The organism is Candidatus Binatia bacterium (genome assembly GCA_036382395.1).
Taxonomy (GTDB): Bacteria; Desulfobacterota; Binatia; order HRBIN30; family HRBIN30; genus JAGDMS01.
Window position 1 is genome coordinate 1 of sequence record DASVHW010000276.1, and the last position, 16,904, is coordinate 16,904.

A 16,904-nucleotide genomic window follows, 5' to 3' on the forward strand; every position below is an offset into this window, starting at 1 on the left:
CGTGCTCGAAACGTTGGGCAAGAGCAAGGGCATGCTGGGAATCATTTTCCGCAAGGCGCAGAATAAGATCCAAGACCCGGCCAAGCTGCGTCGCCTGATCGCCGACCTGATCGACCGCGAGCAGTGGACCAGCCTCGAAGCCGACGTGAAGGGCGACGCCTACGAAGGCTTGCTGGAGAAGAACGCGCAAGACATCAAAGGTGGCGCCGGACAGTACTTCATGCCACGGCCGCTGATTGCCGCGATCGTCGAAGTGGTGCAGCCGAAGCCGGGCGAGAGCATCTGCGATCCGGCCTGTGGCACCGGCGGCTTCCTGCTGGCAACGGGCATCTTCTACGCCCAGGGCGTGAAGGCCAACGTCCTCTTCTTCGAGCGCAAAACCGCCAGTGCCGATGCCTGGACGAAGCAGCTCTGGATCTACGATCTGCGCACCAACCAGCACTTTACTCTGAAAACCAACACGCTGAAGCGTACCGACCTCGACGAGTTCGTCGCCTGCTATCACCCTCAGAACCGACACCAGCGTACTGCTACGTGGTCGGAGTCCAATCCGACCGGTCGCTGGCGCCCGTATTCCTATGAGGACCTGATGCAACGAGACAAGGCGAGTCTCGACCTCTTCTGGCTCAAGGATGAAAGCCTCGAAAGCTCCGACAACCTCCCTGATCCCGACGTGATTGCCACCGAGATCGCCGAGGATCTCCGCGCCGCGCTCGAACAGTTTGAAACAATTCAGGGAGATCTCGGGCGAAACTGAGCCGGCGCAGTCTTGCACTCGACGCGAGTAGAATCCCGCCGCCACCACGCCGGATTTACGGCACCAGGATGACCTTCCCCACCGTCTGCTGCTGCTCGATGCGGGCGTGGGCTTTGGCCGCTTCCACCAGCGGCACGGTCTCGATGGGCAGATAGATCGCGCCCGACATCAAGCCCTTGAACAAGTGATCGTAGGCACCGGGTATCAATTCGAGATGCGCCTGTATGGTCGCACCGAGGTAGTAGGTGCGTAAACCGAGGTTGCGTCCCGAGCGCAGCCAATTCCGCAAAGACTCCGGCGGCGGGTCTCCGGCGGCGTGGCCGAACAGCACCACCGTACCGTCGATCGCGGTCATGTCGAAGCTGCGCTGGAAGTGCGGCCCGGCCACCGAGTCGTACACCACGTTGGCACCCTCACCGGCCGTGAGTTGCATCACGCGAGCGACGGGATCTTCCGTACGGTAATTCACCGTGTGGGTGTAACCCGCGCGCCGCGCCACTTCGGCCTTCTCGTCGGAGCTGACCAGGCCGATGCTGGTCGCACCGAGTTGGCGCAGCAAGCCGCCCATGAAGCAGCCGACGCTGCCGGCGGCGGCGTGGACCACCGCCGTTGCGCCCGCCTTCACCGGCGCCACCTGATGGGCAAGGAAGTACGCCGTGAGGCCGGCCACCGGGCAGGACGCGGCCAATTCGAATGACAATCCGGCCGGAATCGGAATCGCGACCGGACCCATCGCCAGCGTCGCTTCGGCATACGCCCCACCCATACTGATGCCGAGGATGCGGTCGCCGATCTTGATGTGCTCGACGCCCTCCCCCACCGCATCCACGACGCCGGCGAAATCGCTTCCCAAGATCGTCGGACACTGGACGTCCGGCTCATCACCGCGGCGCGTGTTGATGTCGTGGAAATTGATCGCGATGGCGCGGTTCCGCACGCGCACAAACCCCGGTTCGGCCTGCGGCTCCGGGACGTCGACCACTCGGAGCACCTCCGGCCCGCCAATCCGCGTCATCTCTACCGCTCGCATTACTGATCCCCCCAACTCTCGAGTGCTTTCAACACCCGGTCGATCTCCTCGCGCGTGTTGTAAAAATGCACGCCCATGTGGACACATCCCTCACGTGAATTGATGGTGATGGGCTCGCCGTGCACCGCCTGCGAGCCCGGAATCCACGCCGGTACGGGCACGCACCGGCCCCCCCTCACCACGCCAGGCCGCCGACCTGGACAATCTGCTGGTCACGGTGATGCTGGTTGCGGGTGTAAGCCCGGACAGCGCCATCGAGCTCCAGCAGGCGCTCATCACGCCCGCCGCACACCTCACGCGCCAGTGCCGGCACCAGGCTGCGCATGCGTTCGTTCTCAGCCTCGATCGCCCGTGGTCCCGCCGGCGCCGCGTCGGTGGCCGGCAGCGCCGCCCGCAGCCGTGGCGCCAGGCCGCTGGCATCGCCGAGCACCGCCAGCGCCTGCATCGTCAGCGCCCGCAACTCCGCCCGCTCCTCCAGCAGCAGCGGACCCTCGATCTCCCAGCGAGCGATAACGTGCTCGATGAGCAAGCTGGCATACATTGCCTGCTGCCGCGACTGGTCCGTCTGCAGCTCCGGCAGCAGCATGTTCAAGAGGATCCCCTTCACCCCGTTCAAAACCTCGGTTGCACCAGGTTGCATCGTCACTCCTCACTAAATCTGCAGCTTCTCGATCAGATCCGCTTCCAGCCGCGGCACCATGAAGCCCACCAGCGCCAACACCGACTCGTAGTTGCGCCCCTCGCAGAACGACTTCACACCGGTCAGCGAAACCACCGCCATCTTCACGGCGCCCAGCACCTCATAAAAGAAGAGGCGCTCGGCGTTCACCGGCATCCCTCCGGCACGCTCGTACGCGGCGATCATCTCCTCACGCAGCTGTAACCCCTGACACACGCCTGCGCTGCTCCAGAAATTCAGCACCGACCAGGCAAGGTCTTCCATCGGGTCGCCCAGGTGGGCCATCTCCCAATCGAGAATCGCGGTGATATGACCCGCATCGTAGAGAAAGTTGCCGGCGCGGTAGTCGGCGTGGACCAGGACGATCTCCGAGCGCTGCGGCAGATGGGTAGCCAGCCAATGCAAGGCGATCGCCAGTACTGGCCGCTCCTCGAGCTTGGCGCGCTGGTACTCCCGTTCCCAGGATTCGACCTGCGCACGCGCTGCCGCCTCGCCCGAGGTGGGCACGCCGAGGAATTCCAGGCCGAGCTTGCGCCAGTCGGCTCGATGGATGCGCGCCAGGTAGGCGGCATACTCTGCCGCGATCGTACGCCGGACCTCGTCGGGCTCGGTGGCCGAAAAGACAACGCTCGGGGCCACGCCCGGAACGCGCTCCATCACCATGAACGGGCGCTCGAGCCAGCTGCCGTCCTCCTCGAGCCAGTATAGGCGCGGCACCGGCACCGGAATCTCGCGCGCGGCACGCAGCACCTCGAACTCGGTACGCCGATCCGTTTCCAATACGCTGGCCGTCGGGTCACGCCGGATGATCAGCGGCCGCAGCGCACGCGCGCCGGCCTCGGTCCATGCCGCATCCACCAGCCATGTTTCCCGTGAGGCCCCGCCCCCGGTACGCTCCAGCCGTCCGATGACGATGTCCGTCGCCTGCGGCAGCTGCGCCGCCAAGTATTTTCCTAAACGGTCACGATCCATGGTGCCCCTGATAGCGCGAATCCGTCGAGTTTGGCCAGCACAAACTTACCGCACTGGTCAGTGCTCGACCTGACCGATGGCAGCGTAAGGGGTGTACCGATGCGCCGGCCCCAACCTCTCATCCCGAACGCGATGCTTCACCGGCTCACCGACTCACTCTCTCACCGGCGCACGAGTTCTCGCACAGCCGCCGCCACATGCTCGGCCGTGAAGCCGAACTTTTCCAGGTTCACCTCGCCGGGAGACGAGGCGCCGAAGCGATCGATGCCGATGGCCACCCCCTGGTCGCCAACCCAGCGGCACCACCCGTGCGTCACGCCGGCCTCCACCGAGACCCGGGCCGTGACCGACGCCGGCAACACCGACTCCCGATACGCCGCGCTCTGCGCCGCAAAGGCTTCCCAACACGGCATCGAGACGACTCGCGTCCGGATGCCCGCTTGCGAGAGCAGCTCGCGCGCCGCCAGGGCCACGTGCACCTCGGAGCCGGTGGCGATGACGATGGCCTGAGGAGAACCGCCGGCCGCATCGGCCAACACGTAGGCTCCGTGCGCCACACCGGCGGCGGGTGCGAGCTTGCCGCGGTCGAGCACGGGCAGCTTCTGCCGGCTCAGGACGATGGCCACTGGGCCCGAGCGCTGCATCATGGCCCAACGCCACGCCTCAGTGGTTTCGTTGGCATCGCACGGGCGCACGACGGCGAGGTTGGGCATGGCCCGCAATGACATCAGCTGCTCGACCGGCTGATGCGTCGGTCCATCCTCCCCCAGTGCGATCGAGTCGTGCGTCCAGACGTAGATCACCGGCAGCCCACCCAGCGCCGCCAACCGCACCGACGGACGCATGTAGTCCGAGAAGACAAAGAACGTCGAGGCAAACGGGCGCAGGCCGCCGTGGTAGGCCATGCCGTTCGCAATCGCACCCATGGCGTGCTCGCGCACGCCGAAGTGGATGTTGCGCCCTGCCCCGCTCTGTCCATCGAACGAGCCGGCATCCTTCAGCGCCGTGCTCGTCGACACCGACAAATCGGCATCCCCGCCCATCAGCCAGGGCACGCGCTTGGCGATGGCGTTCATCACCTTGCCCCCAGCCTGACGCGTCGCCAACGCCTCCGCGGGCACAAACGATGGCAGGTCGGTGTCCCACCCTTGCGGCAGCTCGCCGCCCATCGTCTGCCGCCACTGCGCCGCCAGCTCCGGAAATGCTCGCGCGTACGCTTCGAAGCGACGCTGCCACTCCGCCTGCAGGCGCGCCCCGCGGTCCAGGGCCGAGCGAAAATGCGCCAGCACCTGGTCGGGAATGTAGAAGAATTTCTCCGGATCCCAGCCAAGGGCCTGCTTGGTCAGCGCCACCTCCTCGACCCCCAGCGGGCTGCCGTGGGCCTCTGCCGTGCCCTGCTTGTGCGGCGACCCATAGCCAATCGTTGTCTGAATGACGATCAGCGAGGGCCGCGAAGTCTCGGCCTCGGCCGCCGCGATGGCGGCGGCGATCCCGTCGATGTCAGTGTTGCCGTCCTGCACCCGCAGGACCTGCCACCCGTAGGCCTCATATCGTGCCGCGACATTCTCGGTGGAGAAGGTCAGTGAGGTCGGCCCGTCGAGCGAGATGTGATTGCAGTCGTACAGGTAGGTGAGCTTGCCGAGCTTCAGGTGCCCGGCAAGCGAGCTGGCTTCGGCCGACACCCCTTCCATCAGATCGCCGTCCGACACCAGGGCATACGTCCGGTGGTCGACGATCGTATGCCCGGGACGGTTGAAGTAATGGGCCAGGGCGCGCTCGGCCATGGCCATGCCGACGGCGTTGCCGGTCCCTTGTCCCAGCGGGCCGGTGGTCGCTTCGATGCCGCGCTCATGGTGCACCTCCGGGTGTCCCGGGGTGCGGCTGCCCCATTGGCGGAACGACTTGAGGTCGTCCAGGGAGAGGTCATAGCCAGTCAAGTGGAGCAAGGCGTAGAGCAGCATACTGCCATGGCCTGCCGAGAGGACGAAGCGGTCTCGGTCCGGCCAGAGCGGGTCCTTCGGGTTGTGGCGCAGGTGGCGCTGCCAGAGCGCGTAGGCCATCGGCGCGGCGCCCAGGGGAAGGCCAGGATGGCCGGAATTGGCCTTCTGCACTGCATCGATTGCCAGCGTTCGAATCGTATTGATACTCAGTTGTTCGAGTGATCTCTCAGCCGCGGTCACTGGCCTCTCCCTTTCCTCTTCCGTTTCCAACGCATCCACCGTCAGCACCGAGTCATGGCTTACCGCTCTATCAGTCCATCCGCAAAATCGAACTCACGGCGCATGCATGCCCCTTTCCGTTCGCACAAACCCGTTCGTCTGGCAATCCAACGCACCTCCAACGCACAGGCCGGCCAGGGTCGCGTCAAAGTCAGAACAATGCCCCGATACGCCGCCAGTCCCTCGATACGCGGGCAAAAGAAGGCCGCAACTCGGGATGATCGGGAAAGAAGTCTACTCGGCATGAACGGGTTTGTTTGTGAATCATTTGGAGGCCACATGCGGCAGCCCATACCAGCTGACCGCGCCGTGCGGGTGGACGTGGTGAAGATGAGGTGATCGTGTGTCGGGGCGACCGGCCGGTTGCCCCCACGCCCGCTGGCCCGCAGCGAGTGGGCTGCCGCCGCAAGACCGTGCGTATCGAATGGTGGGAGGCGCCAACGGTCGCCCCGGCCGCGGTATCCGCGTCAATACCGTTCGAGCGCTGAGATCACCTCGCGCCTGAACGCATCGAAGTCCCCGAGCTTTCTGCTGACGGCTTCGAAGATGATCTCATCGTTCACGCGGGCGTAGTCGTGCACGAGGATGTTCCGGCACCCCTTCATCCGCTTGAGCACCGCAATCATTTCGGCCGAGATGATACTTGCTCGCTCCAGCTTGTCGAGGATGTCATCTTCCTCGGCGGGCAACCCGAGTCGCAGCCCGGAGATCAACAAGTTACCAACATCGATGACGCATTCGATGGCGATCTGGAGCAGTCGTTCACATGACCGTTTCTTTTCGACCTTGCGATAGTCGGCGATGTTCGCCGGCGCGATCTCCCGCAGCTCACGCAGGTACCCATCCAACTCGTCGAGCTTAGCCAGGATGCGCTCGCGATCAAGCATGCGCTACCTCATTCAAATACGCGTGGTAGCGCGATCGAAAATCCTCGAAGGCCTGTATCGTTCGGAACGCCAGCTCGTAGAGTCGGTCTTCGTCGCGGACCAACAAGAGCCGGCCGTCCTTCAGCACTCGCTGGCGAATGTACAATGGTAGCTGCTGAAACACCTGAACATCGAGATCGACCTCCGCCAAGTACTCCAGCCGCTTCGCCGACATCTGGGCGGCGGTGCGTCGTTCCCGCGTCAGCACCAGGCAGACGTCGACATCCGACGCGGCGGAAGCGTCACCCCGTGCGGCGCTTCCGTACAGCATCACCGCCAGGATATCCGCATCGTGGGCCGCCTGCCGCAGCAACCGCACGATCTGCGGTTGTGGATCCATGGTCCATCAGTACCATGTGCCCTCCGGCTGGCCAAGCGGCCGGCCGCGTCAACGCAGGCAAGCTCGCGGACCCGCATCCGCACGACAGGAGGGGCGAGCCGCCGGCAAACGGCGCCTGCTCCGTCGCGCCTCCACCCTGTCCCTCCTCCGTTCACGGAGATGTTCACGGAGGAGGGAACCTGAAGGGGGCGGTCGGGTTCATGCGCGCCGGGCGTGGAATCCGCAGCGTTTGCATTGCCGTCGCAGGATCGCTTGCGTATGGGTCCCCTCCTCTGTGGCCAATTCCGGCCACGGAGGAGGGTCAGGGTGGAGGCCCATCAGCTGGGTGAATCGCGGCCTGGCGGAGCGCGTCAAGCCCAGGGGCGACCGGCCGGTCGCCCCTACGGCCGCGCGATGATCAACAACCGCGTCTCAGCGGCCGAGGACTACATCGATTCCGGACGGGACGACGAAAGCCCGGTGCGGAGCCTCTCGGCGCCGGCAGGTCGGCCCACCACACGTCGCCCTGCGCGATGCTCACCATTGGCTGCGCCCCAGGACACGCCGGGACGCGGCGCGCACGAAGCGGTCTGTCGGTTCGGCGATCTCGGCCAGCGCCCGGTTCATAGCCTCCGTCACGCGGTTCGGAGCGTGACGGGCCACGTACTCAGCCAGGGCTCGGCTGTACGTCTCGCTGCGCGATCGCTTCATCCGCCGCGCCAGCCGTTCCACCTCCTCAAACACCTCATCCGGGATGGATACCGCAGTTTTCATACCGGTAGTATAATCGGACCGAGTGGTCACCGACTCCAGTCGGTCAACATGAGCTGAACACCTTCGATCTGCGTCATTGGAAAGAAGTCGCGACGATTGCGCGTCACCAGCGGCAACGCAAATGCGCTCGCCGTCGCGGCAATCAGGATATCCCCGAGCGCGTGGCGTGCGCGCTTGCTGAGGCCGGCCCAGAGTATCGCGGCGTGATCGGCGACCACTTCGTCGACCGGCAGGACCCGACACGTCGCAACGAGGGCCTGGAACCTGCCGAGGTGCTCGGCGAACGGCTTCCCATTCCGAATCGCCTCGCGGTAGCCGCGCAGGCGCTCGAAGACGCTGATGGCGGTGATGGTGAGGGCGCCGTGCTCTGAAAGGTACTCCGCTGCGCGGGCACGCACTCTCGGGTTGCCGCGTGACAGCTCGGAGAGCGTATCCGAGTCGAGTACGACGACGCTCGCGGTCATTCGGCTTCGAGCCGAGCGGTGACGAGGGCGTGATCGGGCGCGGACATGCCGGCCAGGCTGGCTTCGGCGAGGGCCAGAATCAGCGACGGCGTTGGAGCGATGTCGACCGACTCGCCGTAGTGCCGGCGCAAAATCGCCAGCACCTGGGCCTCGAAGCTGCGCCCGCAGCGTTGCGCATCGGCGGCGATCCGACTGCGCAGGCGCGCCGGAAAGCGGATCGTTCTGGCAGTCGCTTCAGACACCCCGAGTCCTCGTTGCGCTTGTCTCATACCAAAACGGTATGCGTTTGGTTGAAGAAAGGCAAGGACCAGCGAGTGCCTGGGCTACATCCGCGCTCTCGAATGATGCGAGGCGCCAGGCGTCATCCGAACCGTAGGGGCGACCGCCGGTCGCCCCTACAGGTGGCCCTTTTGGTGCCTCACACCATGTCTGTTCAACGAGTTGCGCTGGCTCGACAAGCACGCGCGGCAGGCCGTGCACGAGGCGATTGCGACATACGCCGCCGAGATGGCAGGGACCTCGACCGACCTCGATGAAGGCCTCGAGCGGGCAGCAATCGCACCTCCCCGCGGCAGGCGGCGCAGGCGGTGAAGCGCGGCGACGTCTTCTGGGCCGACGGCGTTGCGATTCGCATCGGGCAGTTGATTGCGGTAAAAACAGTGGCGGAGGCAACCCGATGAAAACAGCACGCTCCAGTGCATCGTCACCAGCCAGCCGGGCTGCGAAAGAACAACTCGTGGCCGCGCGGTTTACCGTGTGCGTTCCGAAGGATCGGCGGCTCACACTTGCGATCCCGCTGGAGATCGAGCCTGGCGAAGCGGAGGTGATCGTCCTCCATCGCGGCGCCAAGCCCACCCGCGAGCGTGCGCCGCTGGCGAGGATTACGCACCATCCAGCCTTTGGACTCTGGGCCAAGCGTGCAGAGGTGGCTGACCCTGTTGCGTTCGTCGAGGAGATCCGTCGCCGCGTCATGGAGAAACGCACGGCGCGATGATCATCGACACGACCATCCTGGTGGACCTGCTGCGCGGCTCGACGAAGGCGAGGAGTTTTCTCAGTCGCGTCCCTCCAGCGGAGAGAATGGTCTCCGCCGTCACGGTGGCGGAGCTGGTCGAGGGTTGCCGCAACCGCCGAGAGGTTGCCGTGCTGGATCGGGAGCTGCATCTGTACAAGATCGTCTGGATCGACGAACCACCATCCCAGCCCATAGCAGCGTAGCGCACGCTGCGACCGTTACACTCGATTTCCTCATGATGTCCTCCCCTTTGTCAGAAATATGTTGGCCGGGTTGTCCTTCGCCACCAGGCGGCCAATCAACCGCATCTGGTGATACGGGCGCTGCGACAACGGCACACTCCCGCGCACTTTTCCCGGTGCCTGCTTGACGATGTTCTACTTCGGCAAGTGGCGGTGAAACCAGCTAGATGTTTTACGTACGGTAATCCCTTACGTAAGATTACGGATGAGGTGAGTGAAAGGGGGGCTAGTGCGGCAGCAACCGGGCAAGTTCCAGCATCGACTTGGCCCCGAGTTTATGCAGGATGCGCGCACGGTAGACCTCGACCGTGCGCGGGCTGATGCCGATCTCAGTGGCGACCCATTTGTTCGCCTCCCCCGCCAGGAGTCGCCGCAGCACCTCGCGCTCACGCGGCGTCAGGCGCGAGAGGCGCGTCTCGACTTCCGTGCCCGCGGCACGCTGCTCGCGTGCCTGCTGGTCAGCGGCCACCGCCTCCCGAATACGCGCCAGCAAGTGCCGCGCATCGTACGGTTTCTCGATGAAGTCGAACGCCCCTGCCCGCAGCGCGGATACGGCGACCGGCACCGTTCCGTACGCACTGAGCAAAATGATGGGCAACGTAATCCCGCGCGCGGCCAGCTCCGCCTGCAACTCGGGCCCGCTCATCCCCGGCATCCGCACGTCGAGCACCAAGCAGCCGGGGCGGGCCGCATCGTAGGCGCGGAGAAAAGCCCGGGCGCCGGCGAACAGTTCCACCTGCCAGCCGGTGGGCTCGACCAGCTACCGCAGGGCCTCGCGCACCGCCTCGTCGTCGTCCACGACGAAGACGGTAGGGGCCTGCTTCCCAGCCTCGGTCATGACGTCGCCCTCGGCGCCCGTTGAAAAAGCCGGAGGCACCCTTCGACAAGCATGTCCTGAGCAACGTCGAAGGGCTGCCAATGAACCGTTCTCACGCGCAACGCTACCGCCCGGGGCGATGCCCCGGGCTGATGAATGGCCGCCCCGTTGGGGCTGCAGTCCTTCAGGATCTCAATCCGTGCGGTCTCAGCCCCGAAGGGGCGGCAAGCCATGAGCCCAGGGCAACGCCCTGGGCGACGGAGACGGCGCGGGTTCATTGGCAGCCCGTCGAAGCAGGGGTGGCGTTTTTCAGCGGGCTGCTCGCCCCTGCAGCCGGCAAGTGCACGTGGAATGTTGTGCCGCGGCCCGCGTTGGGCGTCGCCCACAGGCGCCCGCCGTGGTCCTCGATGATGGAGCGGCTGATGGCCAGACCCATCCCCATGCCGTCCGGCTTGCTGGTGTAAAATGGAACGAACACTTGCTCGCTGTCTTCCGCCGGCAATCCCTTCCCGTTGTCGTGCACGGTCACCGCGACGCTGCGACCGTCGGCCGACGAGGTGCGAATGGTCAGGCGGGGCGGAAGCCCTTCCGTCGCATCGGCGCCGGCCAGCGCCTCGATCCCGTTGCGCATCAGGTTCAGGATGACCTGGTCGATCTGGACAGGATCGCCTTCGACCGGCGGCAGCTCGGGCTGCAGATCGAGGGCGATCGTGATGTTGCGCTGTCGCGCCTCGGGCGCGCAGAAGTGGGTGGCTTCTTCGATCACCGTGTTGAGATCGACGCGATCGCGCCGGCGCTCGCCCTTGCGCACGAATTCGCGCAGGCGGCGAATGATGGCGCCGGCGCGCTTCGCCTGCGCCGAGATCTGCGACAGCGCATACGAACAGTCGGCCGGCTCGCAACCGCCGTCCTCAAGACGCATGGCGCAGCTGTCGGCATAGCTGCTGATCGCGGTGAGCGGTTGGCCGAACTCGTGCGCCAGATTGACCGCCAGCTCGTCCGCCAGGCTCAGGCGCTCTGCACGGGCCACCTCATCGCGCCGCCGCCGTTCGTGTTCCTCCAGTTGCTTGCTAGCCGTCACGTCCCGCGCCACTGCGAGGACCTGCGCGGGCTGCCCCTCGGCCGTGCGGCTGAACACCACGTTGCGGATCGCCAGTCAGTGCCAGGAGTCGTCGCGGCCGCGGACGCGCACATCGACGTCATACGCATCGGCGTCCGCCAGACTCGCTACTGCCTGGTCGAACTCGCCGGCGGCGCGTGCCGCGTCTTCCGGGTGGACAAGTGCAGCCAGGTCCGCCCGCTCCGTTTCCAGAACCTCGGCGGGCGTGAGCCCGAGCACGGCCGTCACGTGGCCATTGATGTAGGAGATTCGCTCGGTGGTGAGGTCCCAGATGTAGAGGATCGCCGGCATGGCCTCAGCGACCCGTGCGGCCAGACGCCGTTGCTCCGCCAGATCCACGTTTCTTCGTGTCACGCTGGCTGTCAGGTCGGCACGGGCCGCGTGCAAACGGCAGACGAATTCACCGAGGAGCACGAAGCTCCCCAAGTGCAGCGCGCCGTTCCAGATCGCCACCAGCGGATCGGCAAACTGGGGCGCCGACGAGAGCTGGGCGACAAACCAAGCGAGCGCGGCCGCACAGGCAACTATCGCCCCGCTGCGCCGGCCCGAGTACCAGGCAGCGAGCGATACGGGAATCAAGTACACCGGCTCCAGCAGAAAATGCGGTCCGGTCAGGTCGTCGAGCCACGCGACGCTCGCCACCAGCGCCAACGCGCCGGCCAGGGGCAGCACGCCGTGCCGCCGCCTCAGGCGCGCCGCGGTGTTCATCGATGCCCCTCTTCGCCGTGCGCGATCACGCGGAACCACCACGGTTTCCCTGCCGCCTTGCCCTGAGATGGGGCGCAGGCACCGCCGTCAACGCCCATCAGAAACACCCCGCGGAAATCGATTGCCCGTACGTGAAGACCACTCTCCTCCATGGCTTTCCGCTCGTCTCATCGAGCACACACCTCGGCGGACACCTCACAACCGGCCAGTTCAGCGCCGCAAGACGGGTGGTGTTTACCGGTATGCCGCTGATCTGCGGCGGGCAAACCGAACCGCTTCAGTCATCGAAATCCCCCGGGTGCCCGCCGTCAGATCGAGCGGCGTGTTAGGCACAGCTCTACCGCCTCTTGCCCAATGACGGAAGTCCGCCGGATACAAAACGGGCGCGGCGGCGTACCCCTCGCACAGGTGGGTCACTCTTCGGCACCCGTCGCGCGCGTGCCCTCCCTCGTATTCTGAGATTGATGAGAACCCACTCAATCTCCTTTTGCGTCGGCTTTACGCGGTGGGCCTGTTGGAAATGGCGAAAGACCAGACGATGAAGCGCAGGCAGCTTGGTCCCACATCGGGTGCACCAGACAGACTCCACACTGCGCAGCACTTCATGTATTTCTTCGTCACCCGGCTTCAGACCATGTTTGCTCCGGAAGTGACGAACGATACCCCATTTCAGAGCGGGCAGATGCGTAGCGCACCGGGTGCACCAGGCCTGACGCAGCGTCCGCCGAGGCTGCACGCTTCCGAGCACTACGGAACGTTCCTCGTCAATTGGTCTCTGACGGTCTCCGGGCATGGGCGAACGATCAGACGCATGCAGTTTGCGCGGCATGTCCGCCAGACCTTGCGCACGGATTGTGACACCTTGCTTCGACTTCGCCTTCATTCGGGTTGCCGGTTCAGGCCTAACTTGGTTTCTCCTCGCTCTGCAAGTCTAGATGGTCCCGCATTCACCAGCTGTGTAGGGGCGACCGGGCGGTCGCCCCCATGCCCGCTGGCCTGCGGCGATTGGGCTGCGGTCGCAAGACGCTGCGTTTCGAATGGTGGGAGGCGCCAGCGGTTATCCGGACCGCAGGGCGACCCGCCGGTCGCCCCTACACCGGTGTCACCGGGCCTGAGGTTCCCATGGTTCCAGCACATCGCGTGCTGCGGCTTCAGGATTCTCACGGTCGATGGCCCACTGTAACGGGTTCTGCCGAATGTATTCGCGAATGCGTTGAAGCTCCGATTCATCGCGGATCACGTGCTCGTAATAGTTCCGCTGCCATACCGGCATTCCTGGCAGTCCACGCAACGCGTTGATGCGCATCGTCGCGGCTGATTTGAAGCCAGCGACAAACGACCCGAGCGATCGGCGTGGAGGGCCAGACCGTGTGGTCCAGCGCCGCACCGCCGCCTGTACGGGCGACCGGCCGGTCGCCCCTACGCTTGCCGCCACCACGTCTGTTGCACCTGTGCCTTGACCTGCGTGAATGAAGATGATGCCGTGGAGATGATTCGGCATCACCACAAATTCGTCGAGCGATATTTCGCGGCGAATCTCGACGGAACGCATCCATTCAGCCCGAACCATCTGTCCCGTTTCGTTCAGACGTATCTCTCCGTCGACCACCGTACCAAACAGGCAAACGCGATCCCCGGTGCAGACCGTCACAAAATATGCGCCTGGTCTGGCGTAATCGTACCCGGGCAGACGGATCGACCGACGTCGATGATGCGTACGACTGCACACCATCAATACATTCCTATGGAACATGCCAGTAAAGTCAAGCTGATCCGCATCCACACGACCGTGGTGGCGGCCGGCCGGTCGCATGTTCCGACGATATTGTAGCGGCGACCGGCGGTCGCCCCCACGCCCGCTCGCCCGCGGCGATTAGGCCGCGGGCGCAAGACGCTGCGTTTCGAATGGTGGGAGGCGCTATCGGTCATTCGGACCGCAGGGCGACCGGCCGGTCGCCCCTACTGGTTAAACGAAAAGACGGAAATCAAAACGACACCTGGGGTGGGTGTTTGAGCTGAACAGGTGCATACCATTCAACGCGGTCGACACGCGCCGAAAAGGACCCTGCCTCGTCCAGATGCAGGCGATCGCGAACCGCTGAGCGCTTCCCCCCAAGGCCTTGCGCACCGCCGCCAAATGCAATTAGATGCGCAGCCAGCATGTCGCCCCTTCCGGCATCGACTGCGGCAAACAAGCCACGTCTGAATCAGGCGGCGCGCCCCGGACGCCAACATTACGTCATCCTCGTCCTGAGCTGGGCCGGATGGCTTTTCGATTTCTACGATCTCATCCTGTACTCGTTTCTTCTCGTTGCCATCGGGCGGGACCTGAACTTCAGCCGGGAACAATCTTCGCTGGTCCTGGGTGTGTCGCTGGGCTTCACGGCCCTGGGTGGTGTGATTTTCGGCCGGCTGGCTGATCGTGTCGGACGAAAGACGGTGCTGCAGTGGACGATCCTGTGCTATTCCTTGGGCGCGTTCCTCTCCGGCCTCGCCATCAACCTGCCGACGTTGTTGCTGGCGCGCATCATCACCGCCGTCGGGGTCGGCGGCGAGTGGGCGACCGGGCAGACCGTCATCAGCGAGACCTTCCCGGCCAAGCAGCGCGGCCATTACGGTGCGCTCATGCAGACCGGGGCGCCGCTCGGCGTCGGACTGGCGGCAATCATGGGCAGCTTCTTCGCTCCGGTATTCGGCTGGCGTCTGACCTTCATGGTGTCGGCGCTGCCGGCGCTGCTGGTAACCCTGGTCCGGCGATACATGCCAGAGTCGGACATCTGGGAGGCGCAACAAGAAAGGCAGTTGCAGGCCGCTGCATCGGGCGAGAGCGGCTTCCGTGTTCTACTACGGCCACCGTGGCGCCGCCGCGCCGGCTTCTGCCTGCTCCTGACGGCGCTGAACATGTCGGCCTACTGGTTCACCTACTCGTGGCTACCGACGTATCTGAACACGGAGCGTCACCTGAGCATCGTCGATTCGGGTCTGTGGATATTGACCATCGTCGCTGGCGAGCTGATCGGTTACGGCTGCTTCGGCTGGCTTGCCGATCGGCTCGGGCGCAAGCCGGTGTTCACCGCCTTTACCATCATCATGGCAGCGGGCTTGCTGATGATCACCCAGTTCTGGTCGGCGATCGCCGGTCAGCCGGGCCTCATTCTGGTGTTCATGATGCTGGTGGGCGTCGGCACCGGGTCGTGGTCTACCTTCGGTCCGCTCTTCTCCGAGCTCTTTCCGACCGCGATCCGAAACACCGCGGTAGGCACCATTTTCAACCTGGCCCGGGGCGTACAATTCTTCACGCCGCTGATCATCACCGCCGTGGCGCGCCGCGCCGATCTGTCCGCCGGCATCTCCCTTGCCGCCGCCTTCTCGGTGGCCGCGGGAATCGTCGTGTGGACCCTGCCGGAGACGCGCGGGCAGGAGATTACCGATTGAAACCGGTACCCTTCCGTGTCACACCGCCGCCCGTCCCGATTGACACGGCTGGGTGTGCGCTATGCAACTCGTGATCTTCGACCTCGACGGCACATTGACCCGCACCACGCGGGTTGACGAGGTTTGCTACATGCGCGCCCTGCGTGACGAGTTCGGCGTCACCAGCATAGACAACGACTGGTTGCAGTACACGCAAGCCACCGATTCCGGCATCGCCGTCGAGATTTTCCAGAACCACTTTGGACGTTCCCCGTCCGACGAGGAGATCGAACGCGTCAAGCACCGCTTCGTCGCCCTTCTCGCCCAGGCCATCGAGGAGCGGCCAGAATCCTGCACCCAGGTCGAGGGCGCCGCCGCAGCCCTGGAGCGCCTCACAGCGCACCCGCACTGGGCGGCGGCACTCGCCACCGGCAGCTGGCAAGCCTCCGCCCTGCTGAAATTGAGTGCCGCCAAGCTGGAGGCCGCCCACCTTCCAGCGGCATTCGCGGATGACAGCATGTCGCGTGATGGCATCGTTACGCTTGCCCTGCAGCGCGCACGACTGCGTTACGGTCAAGAGACTTTCAGCCGGGTCGTCTGTGTCGGCGATGCGCCTTGGGACGTACGGACCGCGCGGCGGCTCAAGTTTCCCTTGCTTGGCGTGGGGGCCGGGCGCCGGGCGGAGCTGCTGCGCCACGAAGGAGCCGGCGAAGTCCTGCCAGACTTCAGCGATTTCGACGCCTTCCTGCGGACACTAGAGAAGGTCGACGTTCCACGCTAGTAGCATACGGCGTACGGCGGATGGCATATGGTCAGGAACCCGCAGGCAATATGCTCTCCGCCGCTTACGGACTACCGAACACGTTGTTGCAACCGGCTCTCGACATCGACGCTTGAGGAGACAGTATGGACCTGATCCACATGTTCATCGACTACTTCTTACATCTCGACCGACACCTGAGCGTCGTGATCCAGATGTACGGCATGTGGACCTATCTGATCCTCTTTCTCATCGTCTTCTGCGAGACGGGATTGGTGGTGACGCCGATCCTGCCGGGAGACTCCCTGCTGTTTGCCGCCGGCGCCTTCGCCGCCAGCGGCGCGCTACAAGTTCAGCCCTTGTTCCTCCTGCTCAGCATCGCCGCGATCGGCGGCGACACGGTGAACTACTGGGTAGGACACATGATTGGCCCGAAAATCTTTCAGCAGAAAAAGATCCGCTTCATGAAGAAGGAGTACCTGGACCGCACTCACGAGTTTTACGAACGGCACGGGGGCAAGACGATCATCTTGGCGCGCTTCATCCCGATCATCCGCACCTTCGCGCCTTTCGTCGCCGGGATCGGCCGCATGACGTACCTGCATTTCATCAGCTACAACGTCGTGGGCGGCATTGCCTGGATCGCCCTCTTCATCTTCGGCGGCTACTTCTTCGGCAACATCGCGGT

21 protein-coding genes are annotated in these 16,904 nt (G+C 64.7%); 6 read left to right on the forward strand and 15 right to left on the reverse strand.

Translation table 11 applies throughout. The features are described from left to right. A partial coding sequence (locus VF515_12725; protein ID HEX7408500.1) for an N-6 DNA methylase occupies window positions 1-757 on the forward strand: 757 nt, incomplete at its 5' end. A 55-nt stretch (window positions 758-812) separates the two neighbouring features. Here the strand turns inward: VF515_12725 and VF515_12730 are convergent. The 10 genes from VF515_12730 to VF515_12775 form a co-directional block, all read right to left on the reverse strand. Further along, window positions 813-1,787: a zinc-binding dehydrogenase gene (locus VF515_12730; GenBank protein HEX7408501.1), complete on the reverse strand. Its 975-nt coding sequence runs from the start codon at window positions 1,785-1,787 to the stop codon at window positions 813-815. Further along, on the reverse strand, window positions 1,787-1,948 hold the full coding sequence (locus VF515_12735; GenBank protein HEX7408502.1) for a hypothetical protein: 162 nt from the start codon (window positions 1,946-1,948) through the stop codon (window positions 1,787-1,789). Before VF515_12735 ends, VF515_12730 begins: the two co-directional genes overlap by 1 nt. 14 nt (window positions 1,949-1,962) lie before the next feature. After that, on the reverse strand, window positions 1,963-2,427 hold the full coding sequence (locus VF515_12740) for a hypothetical protein (protein HEX7408503.1): 465 nt from the start codon (window positions 2,425-2,427) through the stop codon (window positions 1,963-1,965). Window positions 2,428-2,439: 12 nt separating this feature from the next. Continuing rightward, on the reverse strand, window positions 2,440-3,438 hold the full coding sequence (locus VF515_12745) for a phosphotransferase family protein (GenBank protein ID HEX7408504.1): 999 nt from the start codon (window positions 3,436-3,438) through the stop codon (window positions 2,440-2,442). A gap of 161 nt (window positions 3,439-3,599) precedes the next feature. After that, window positions 3,600-5,618 carry a transketolase gene (gene tkt / locus VF515_12750; protein ID HEX7408505.1) on the reverse strand — a complete coding sequence of 673 codons (2,019 nt, stop codon included), beginning with the start codon at window positions 5,616-5,618 and terminating at the stop codon, window positions 3,600-3,602. Between the two features lie 506 nt (window positions 5,619-6,124). Further along, window positions 6,125-6,544, reverse strand: coding sequence for a DUF86 domain-containing protein (locus VF515_12755; protein HEX7408506.1), 420 nt, complete (start codon window positions 6,542-6,544; stop codon window positions 6,125-6,127). Beyond that, window positions 6,537-6,923: a nucleotidyltransferase domain-containing protein gene (locus VF515_12760; GenBank protein ID HEX7408507.1), complete on the reverse strand. Its 387-nt coding sequence runs from the start codon at window positions 6,921-6,923 to the stop codon at window positions 6,537-6,539. The genes VF515_12755 and VF515_12760 overlap by 8 nt, the downstream gene beginning before the upstream one ends. 516 nt (window positions 6,924-7,439) lie before the next feature. Further along, complete coding sequence (locus tag VF515_12765; protein HEX7408508.1) at window positions 7,440-7,676, reverse strand: ribbon-helix-helix protein, CopG family; 237 nt, start codon at window positions 7,674-7,676, stop codon at window positions 7,440-7,442. 26 nt (window positions 7,677-7,702) lie between these two features. Beyond that, a complete protein-coding gene (locus tag VF515_12770) occupies window positions 7,703-8,140 on the reverse strand; it encodes a PIN domain-containing protein (GenBank protein ID HEX7408509.1) in 438 nt (145 codons plus the stop codon). Further along, entirely contained in the window at window positions 8,137-8,382 is a 246-nt protein-coding gene (locus tag VF515_12775) for a hypothetical protein (protein ID HEX7408510.1), read from the reverse strand. Before VF515_12775 ends, VF515_12770 begins: the two co-directional genes overlap by 4 nt. Before the next feature lie 434 nt (window positions 8,383-8,816). Between VF515_12775 and VF515_12780 the strand changes: the two genes are divergently transcribed. Continuing rightward, window positions 8,817-9,134, forward strand: a complete 318-nt coding sequence (locus VF515_12780) for a hypothetical protein (GenBank protein HEX7408511.1) — start codon at window positions 8,817-8,819, stop codon at window positions 9,132-9,134. After that, a complete protein-coding gene (locus VF515_12785) occupies window positions 9,131-9,358 on the forward strand; it encodes a PIN domain-containing protein (protein ID HEX7408512.1) in 228 nt (75 codons plus the stop codon). Before VF515_12780 ends, VF515_12785 begins: the two co-directional genes overlap by 4 nt. 265 nt (window positions 9,359-9,623) lie before the next feature. Here the strand turns inward: VF515_12785 and VF515_12790 are convergent, their stop codons facing one another. The 5 genes from VF515_12790 to VF515_12810 form a co-directional block, all read right to left on the reverse strand. Beyond that, entirely contained in the window at window positions 9,624-10,133 is a 510-nt protein-coding gene (locus VF515_12790) for a response regulator (protein ID HEX7408513.1), read from the reverse strand. A 355-nt stretch (window positions 10,134-10,488) separates the two neighbouring features. Further along, complete coding sequence (locus VF515_12795) at window positions 10,489-11,355, reverse strand: ATP-binding protein (GenBank protein ID HEX7408514.1); 867 nt, start codon at window positions 11,353-11,355, stop codon at window positions 10,489-10,491. 15 nt (window positions 11,356-11,370) lie between these two features. Next, a complete protein-coding gene (locus tag VF515_12800; protein ID HEX7408515.1) occupies window positions 11,371-12,042 on the reverse strand; it encodes a PAS domain-containing protein in 672 nt (223 codons plus the stop codon). Next, window positions 12,039-12,194: a hypothetical protein gene (locus VF515_12805; protein HEX7408516.1), complete on the reverse strand. Its 156-nt coding sequence runs from the start codon at window positions 12,192-12,194 to the stop codon at window positions 12,039-12,041. Before VF515_12805 ends, VF515_12800 begins: the two co-directional genes overlap by 4 nt. A 950-nt stretch (window positions 12,195-13,144) precedes the next feature. After that, on the reverse strand, window positions 13,145-13,825 hold the full coding sequence (locus VF515_12810) for a transposase (GenBank protein ID HEX7408517.1): 681 nt from the start codon (window positions 13,823-13,825) through the stop codon (window positions 13,145-13,147). A 377-nt stretch (window positions 13,826-14,202) separates the two neighbouring features. Between VF515_12810 and VF515_12815 the strand changes: the two genes are divergently transcribed. The 3 genes from VF515_12815 to VF515_12825 all read left to right on the forward strand — a co-directional run. Beyond that, window positions 14,203-15,477 carry an MFS transporter gene (locus tag VF515_12815; GenBank protein HEX7408518.1) on the forward strand — a complete coding sequence of 425 codons (1,275 nt, stop codon included), beginning with the start codon at window positions 14,203-14,205 and terminating at the stop codon, window positions 15,475-15,477. A gap of 61 nt (window positions 15,478-15,538) precedes the next feature. Then, on the forward strand, window positions 15,539-16,237 hold the full coding sequence (locus VF515_12820) for an HAD family hydrolase (protein HEX7408519.1): 699 nt from the start codon (window positions 15,539-15,541) through the stop codon (window positions 16,235-16,237). Between the two features lie 125 nt (window positions 16,238-16,362). Further along, a partial coding sequence (locus VF515_12825; protein ID HEX7408520.1) for a DedA family protein occupies window positions 16,363-16,904 on the forward strand: 542 nt, incomplete at its 3' end.

What these genes read in the sequence shown, in the direction of transcription:
- VF515_12765 (HEX7408508.1), bottom strand. Translation starts at nt 7,676, where the DNA reads ATGAAAACTGCGGTATCCATCCCGGATGAGGTGTTTGAGGAGGTGGAA.
- VF515_12730 (HEX7408501.1), bottom strand. Translation starts at nt 1,787, where the DNA reads ATGCGAGCGGTAGAGATGACGCGGATTGGCGGGCCGGAGGTGCTCCGA.
- VF515_12760 (HEX7408507.1), bottom strand. Translation starts at nt 6,923, where the DNA reads ATGGATCCACAACCGCAGATCGTGCGGTTGCTGCGGCAGGCGGCCCAC.
- VF515_12800 (HEX7408515.1), bottom strand. Translation starts at nt 12,042, where the DNA reads ATGAACACCGCGGCGCGCCTGAGGCGGCGGCACGGCGTGCTGCCCCTG.
- VF515_12785 (HEX7408512.1), top strand. Translation starts at nt 9,131, where the DNA reads ATGATCATCGACACGACCATCCTGGTGGACCTGCTGCGCGGCTCGACG.
- VF515_12815 (HEX7408518.1), top strand. Translation starts at nt 14,203, where the DNA reads ATGTCGCCCCTTCCGGCATCGACTGCGGCAAACAAGCCACGTCTGAAT.
- VF515_12770 (HEX7408509.1), bottom strand. Translation starts at nt 8,140, where the DNA reads ATGACCGCGAGCGTCGTCGTACTCGACTCGGATACGCTCTCCGAGCTG.
- VF515_12740 (HEX7408503.1), bottom strand. Translation starts at nt 2,427, where the DNA reads ATGCAACCTGGTGCAACCGAGGTTTTGAACGGGGTGAAGGGGATCCTC.
- VF515_12745 (HEX7408504.1), bottom strand. Translation starts at nt 3,438, where the DNA reads ATGGATCGTGACCGTTTAGGAAAATACTTGGCGGCGCAGCTGCCGCAG.
- VF515_12820 (HEX7408519.1), top strand. Translation starts at nt 15,539, where the DNA reads ATGCAACTCGTGATCTTCGACCTCGACGGCACATTGACCCGCACCACG.
- VF515_12780 (HEX7408511.1), top strand. Translation starts at nt 8,817, where the DNA reads ATGAAAACAGCACGCTCCAGTGCATCGTCACCAGCCAGCCGGGCTGCG.
- VF515_12805 (HEX7408516.1), bottom strand. Translation starts at nt 12,194, where the DNA reads ATGGAGGAGAGTGGTCTTCACGTACGGGCAATCGATTTCCGCGGGGTG.
- VF515_12755 (HEX7408506.1), bottom strand. Translation starts at nt 6,544, where the DNA reads ATGCTTGATCGCGAGCGCATCCTGGCTAAGCTCGACGAGTTGGATGGG.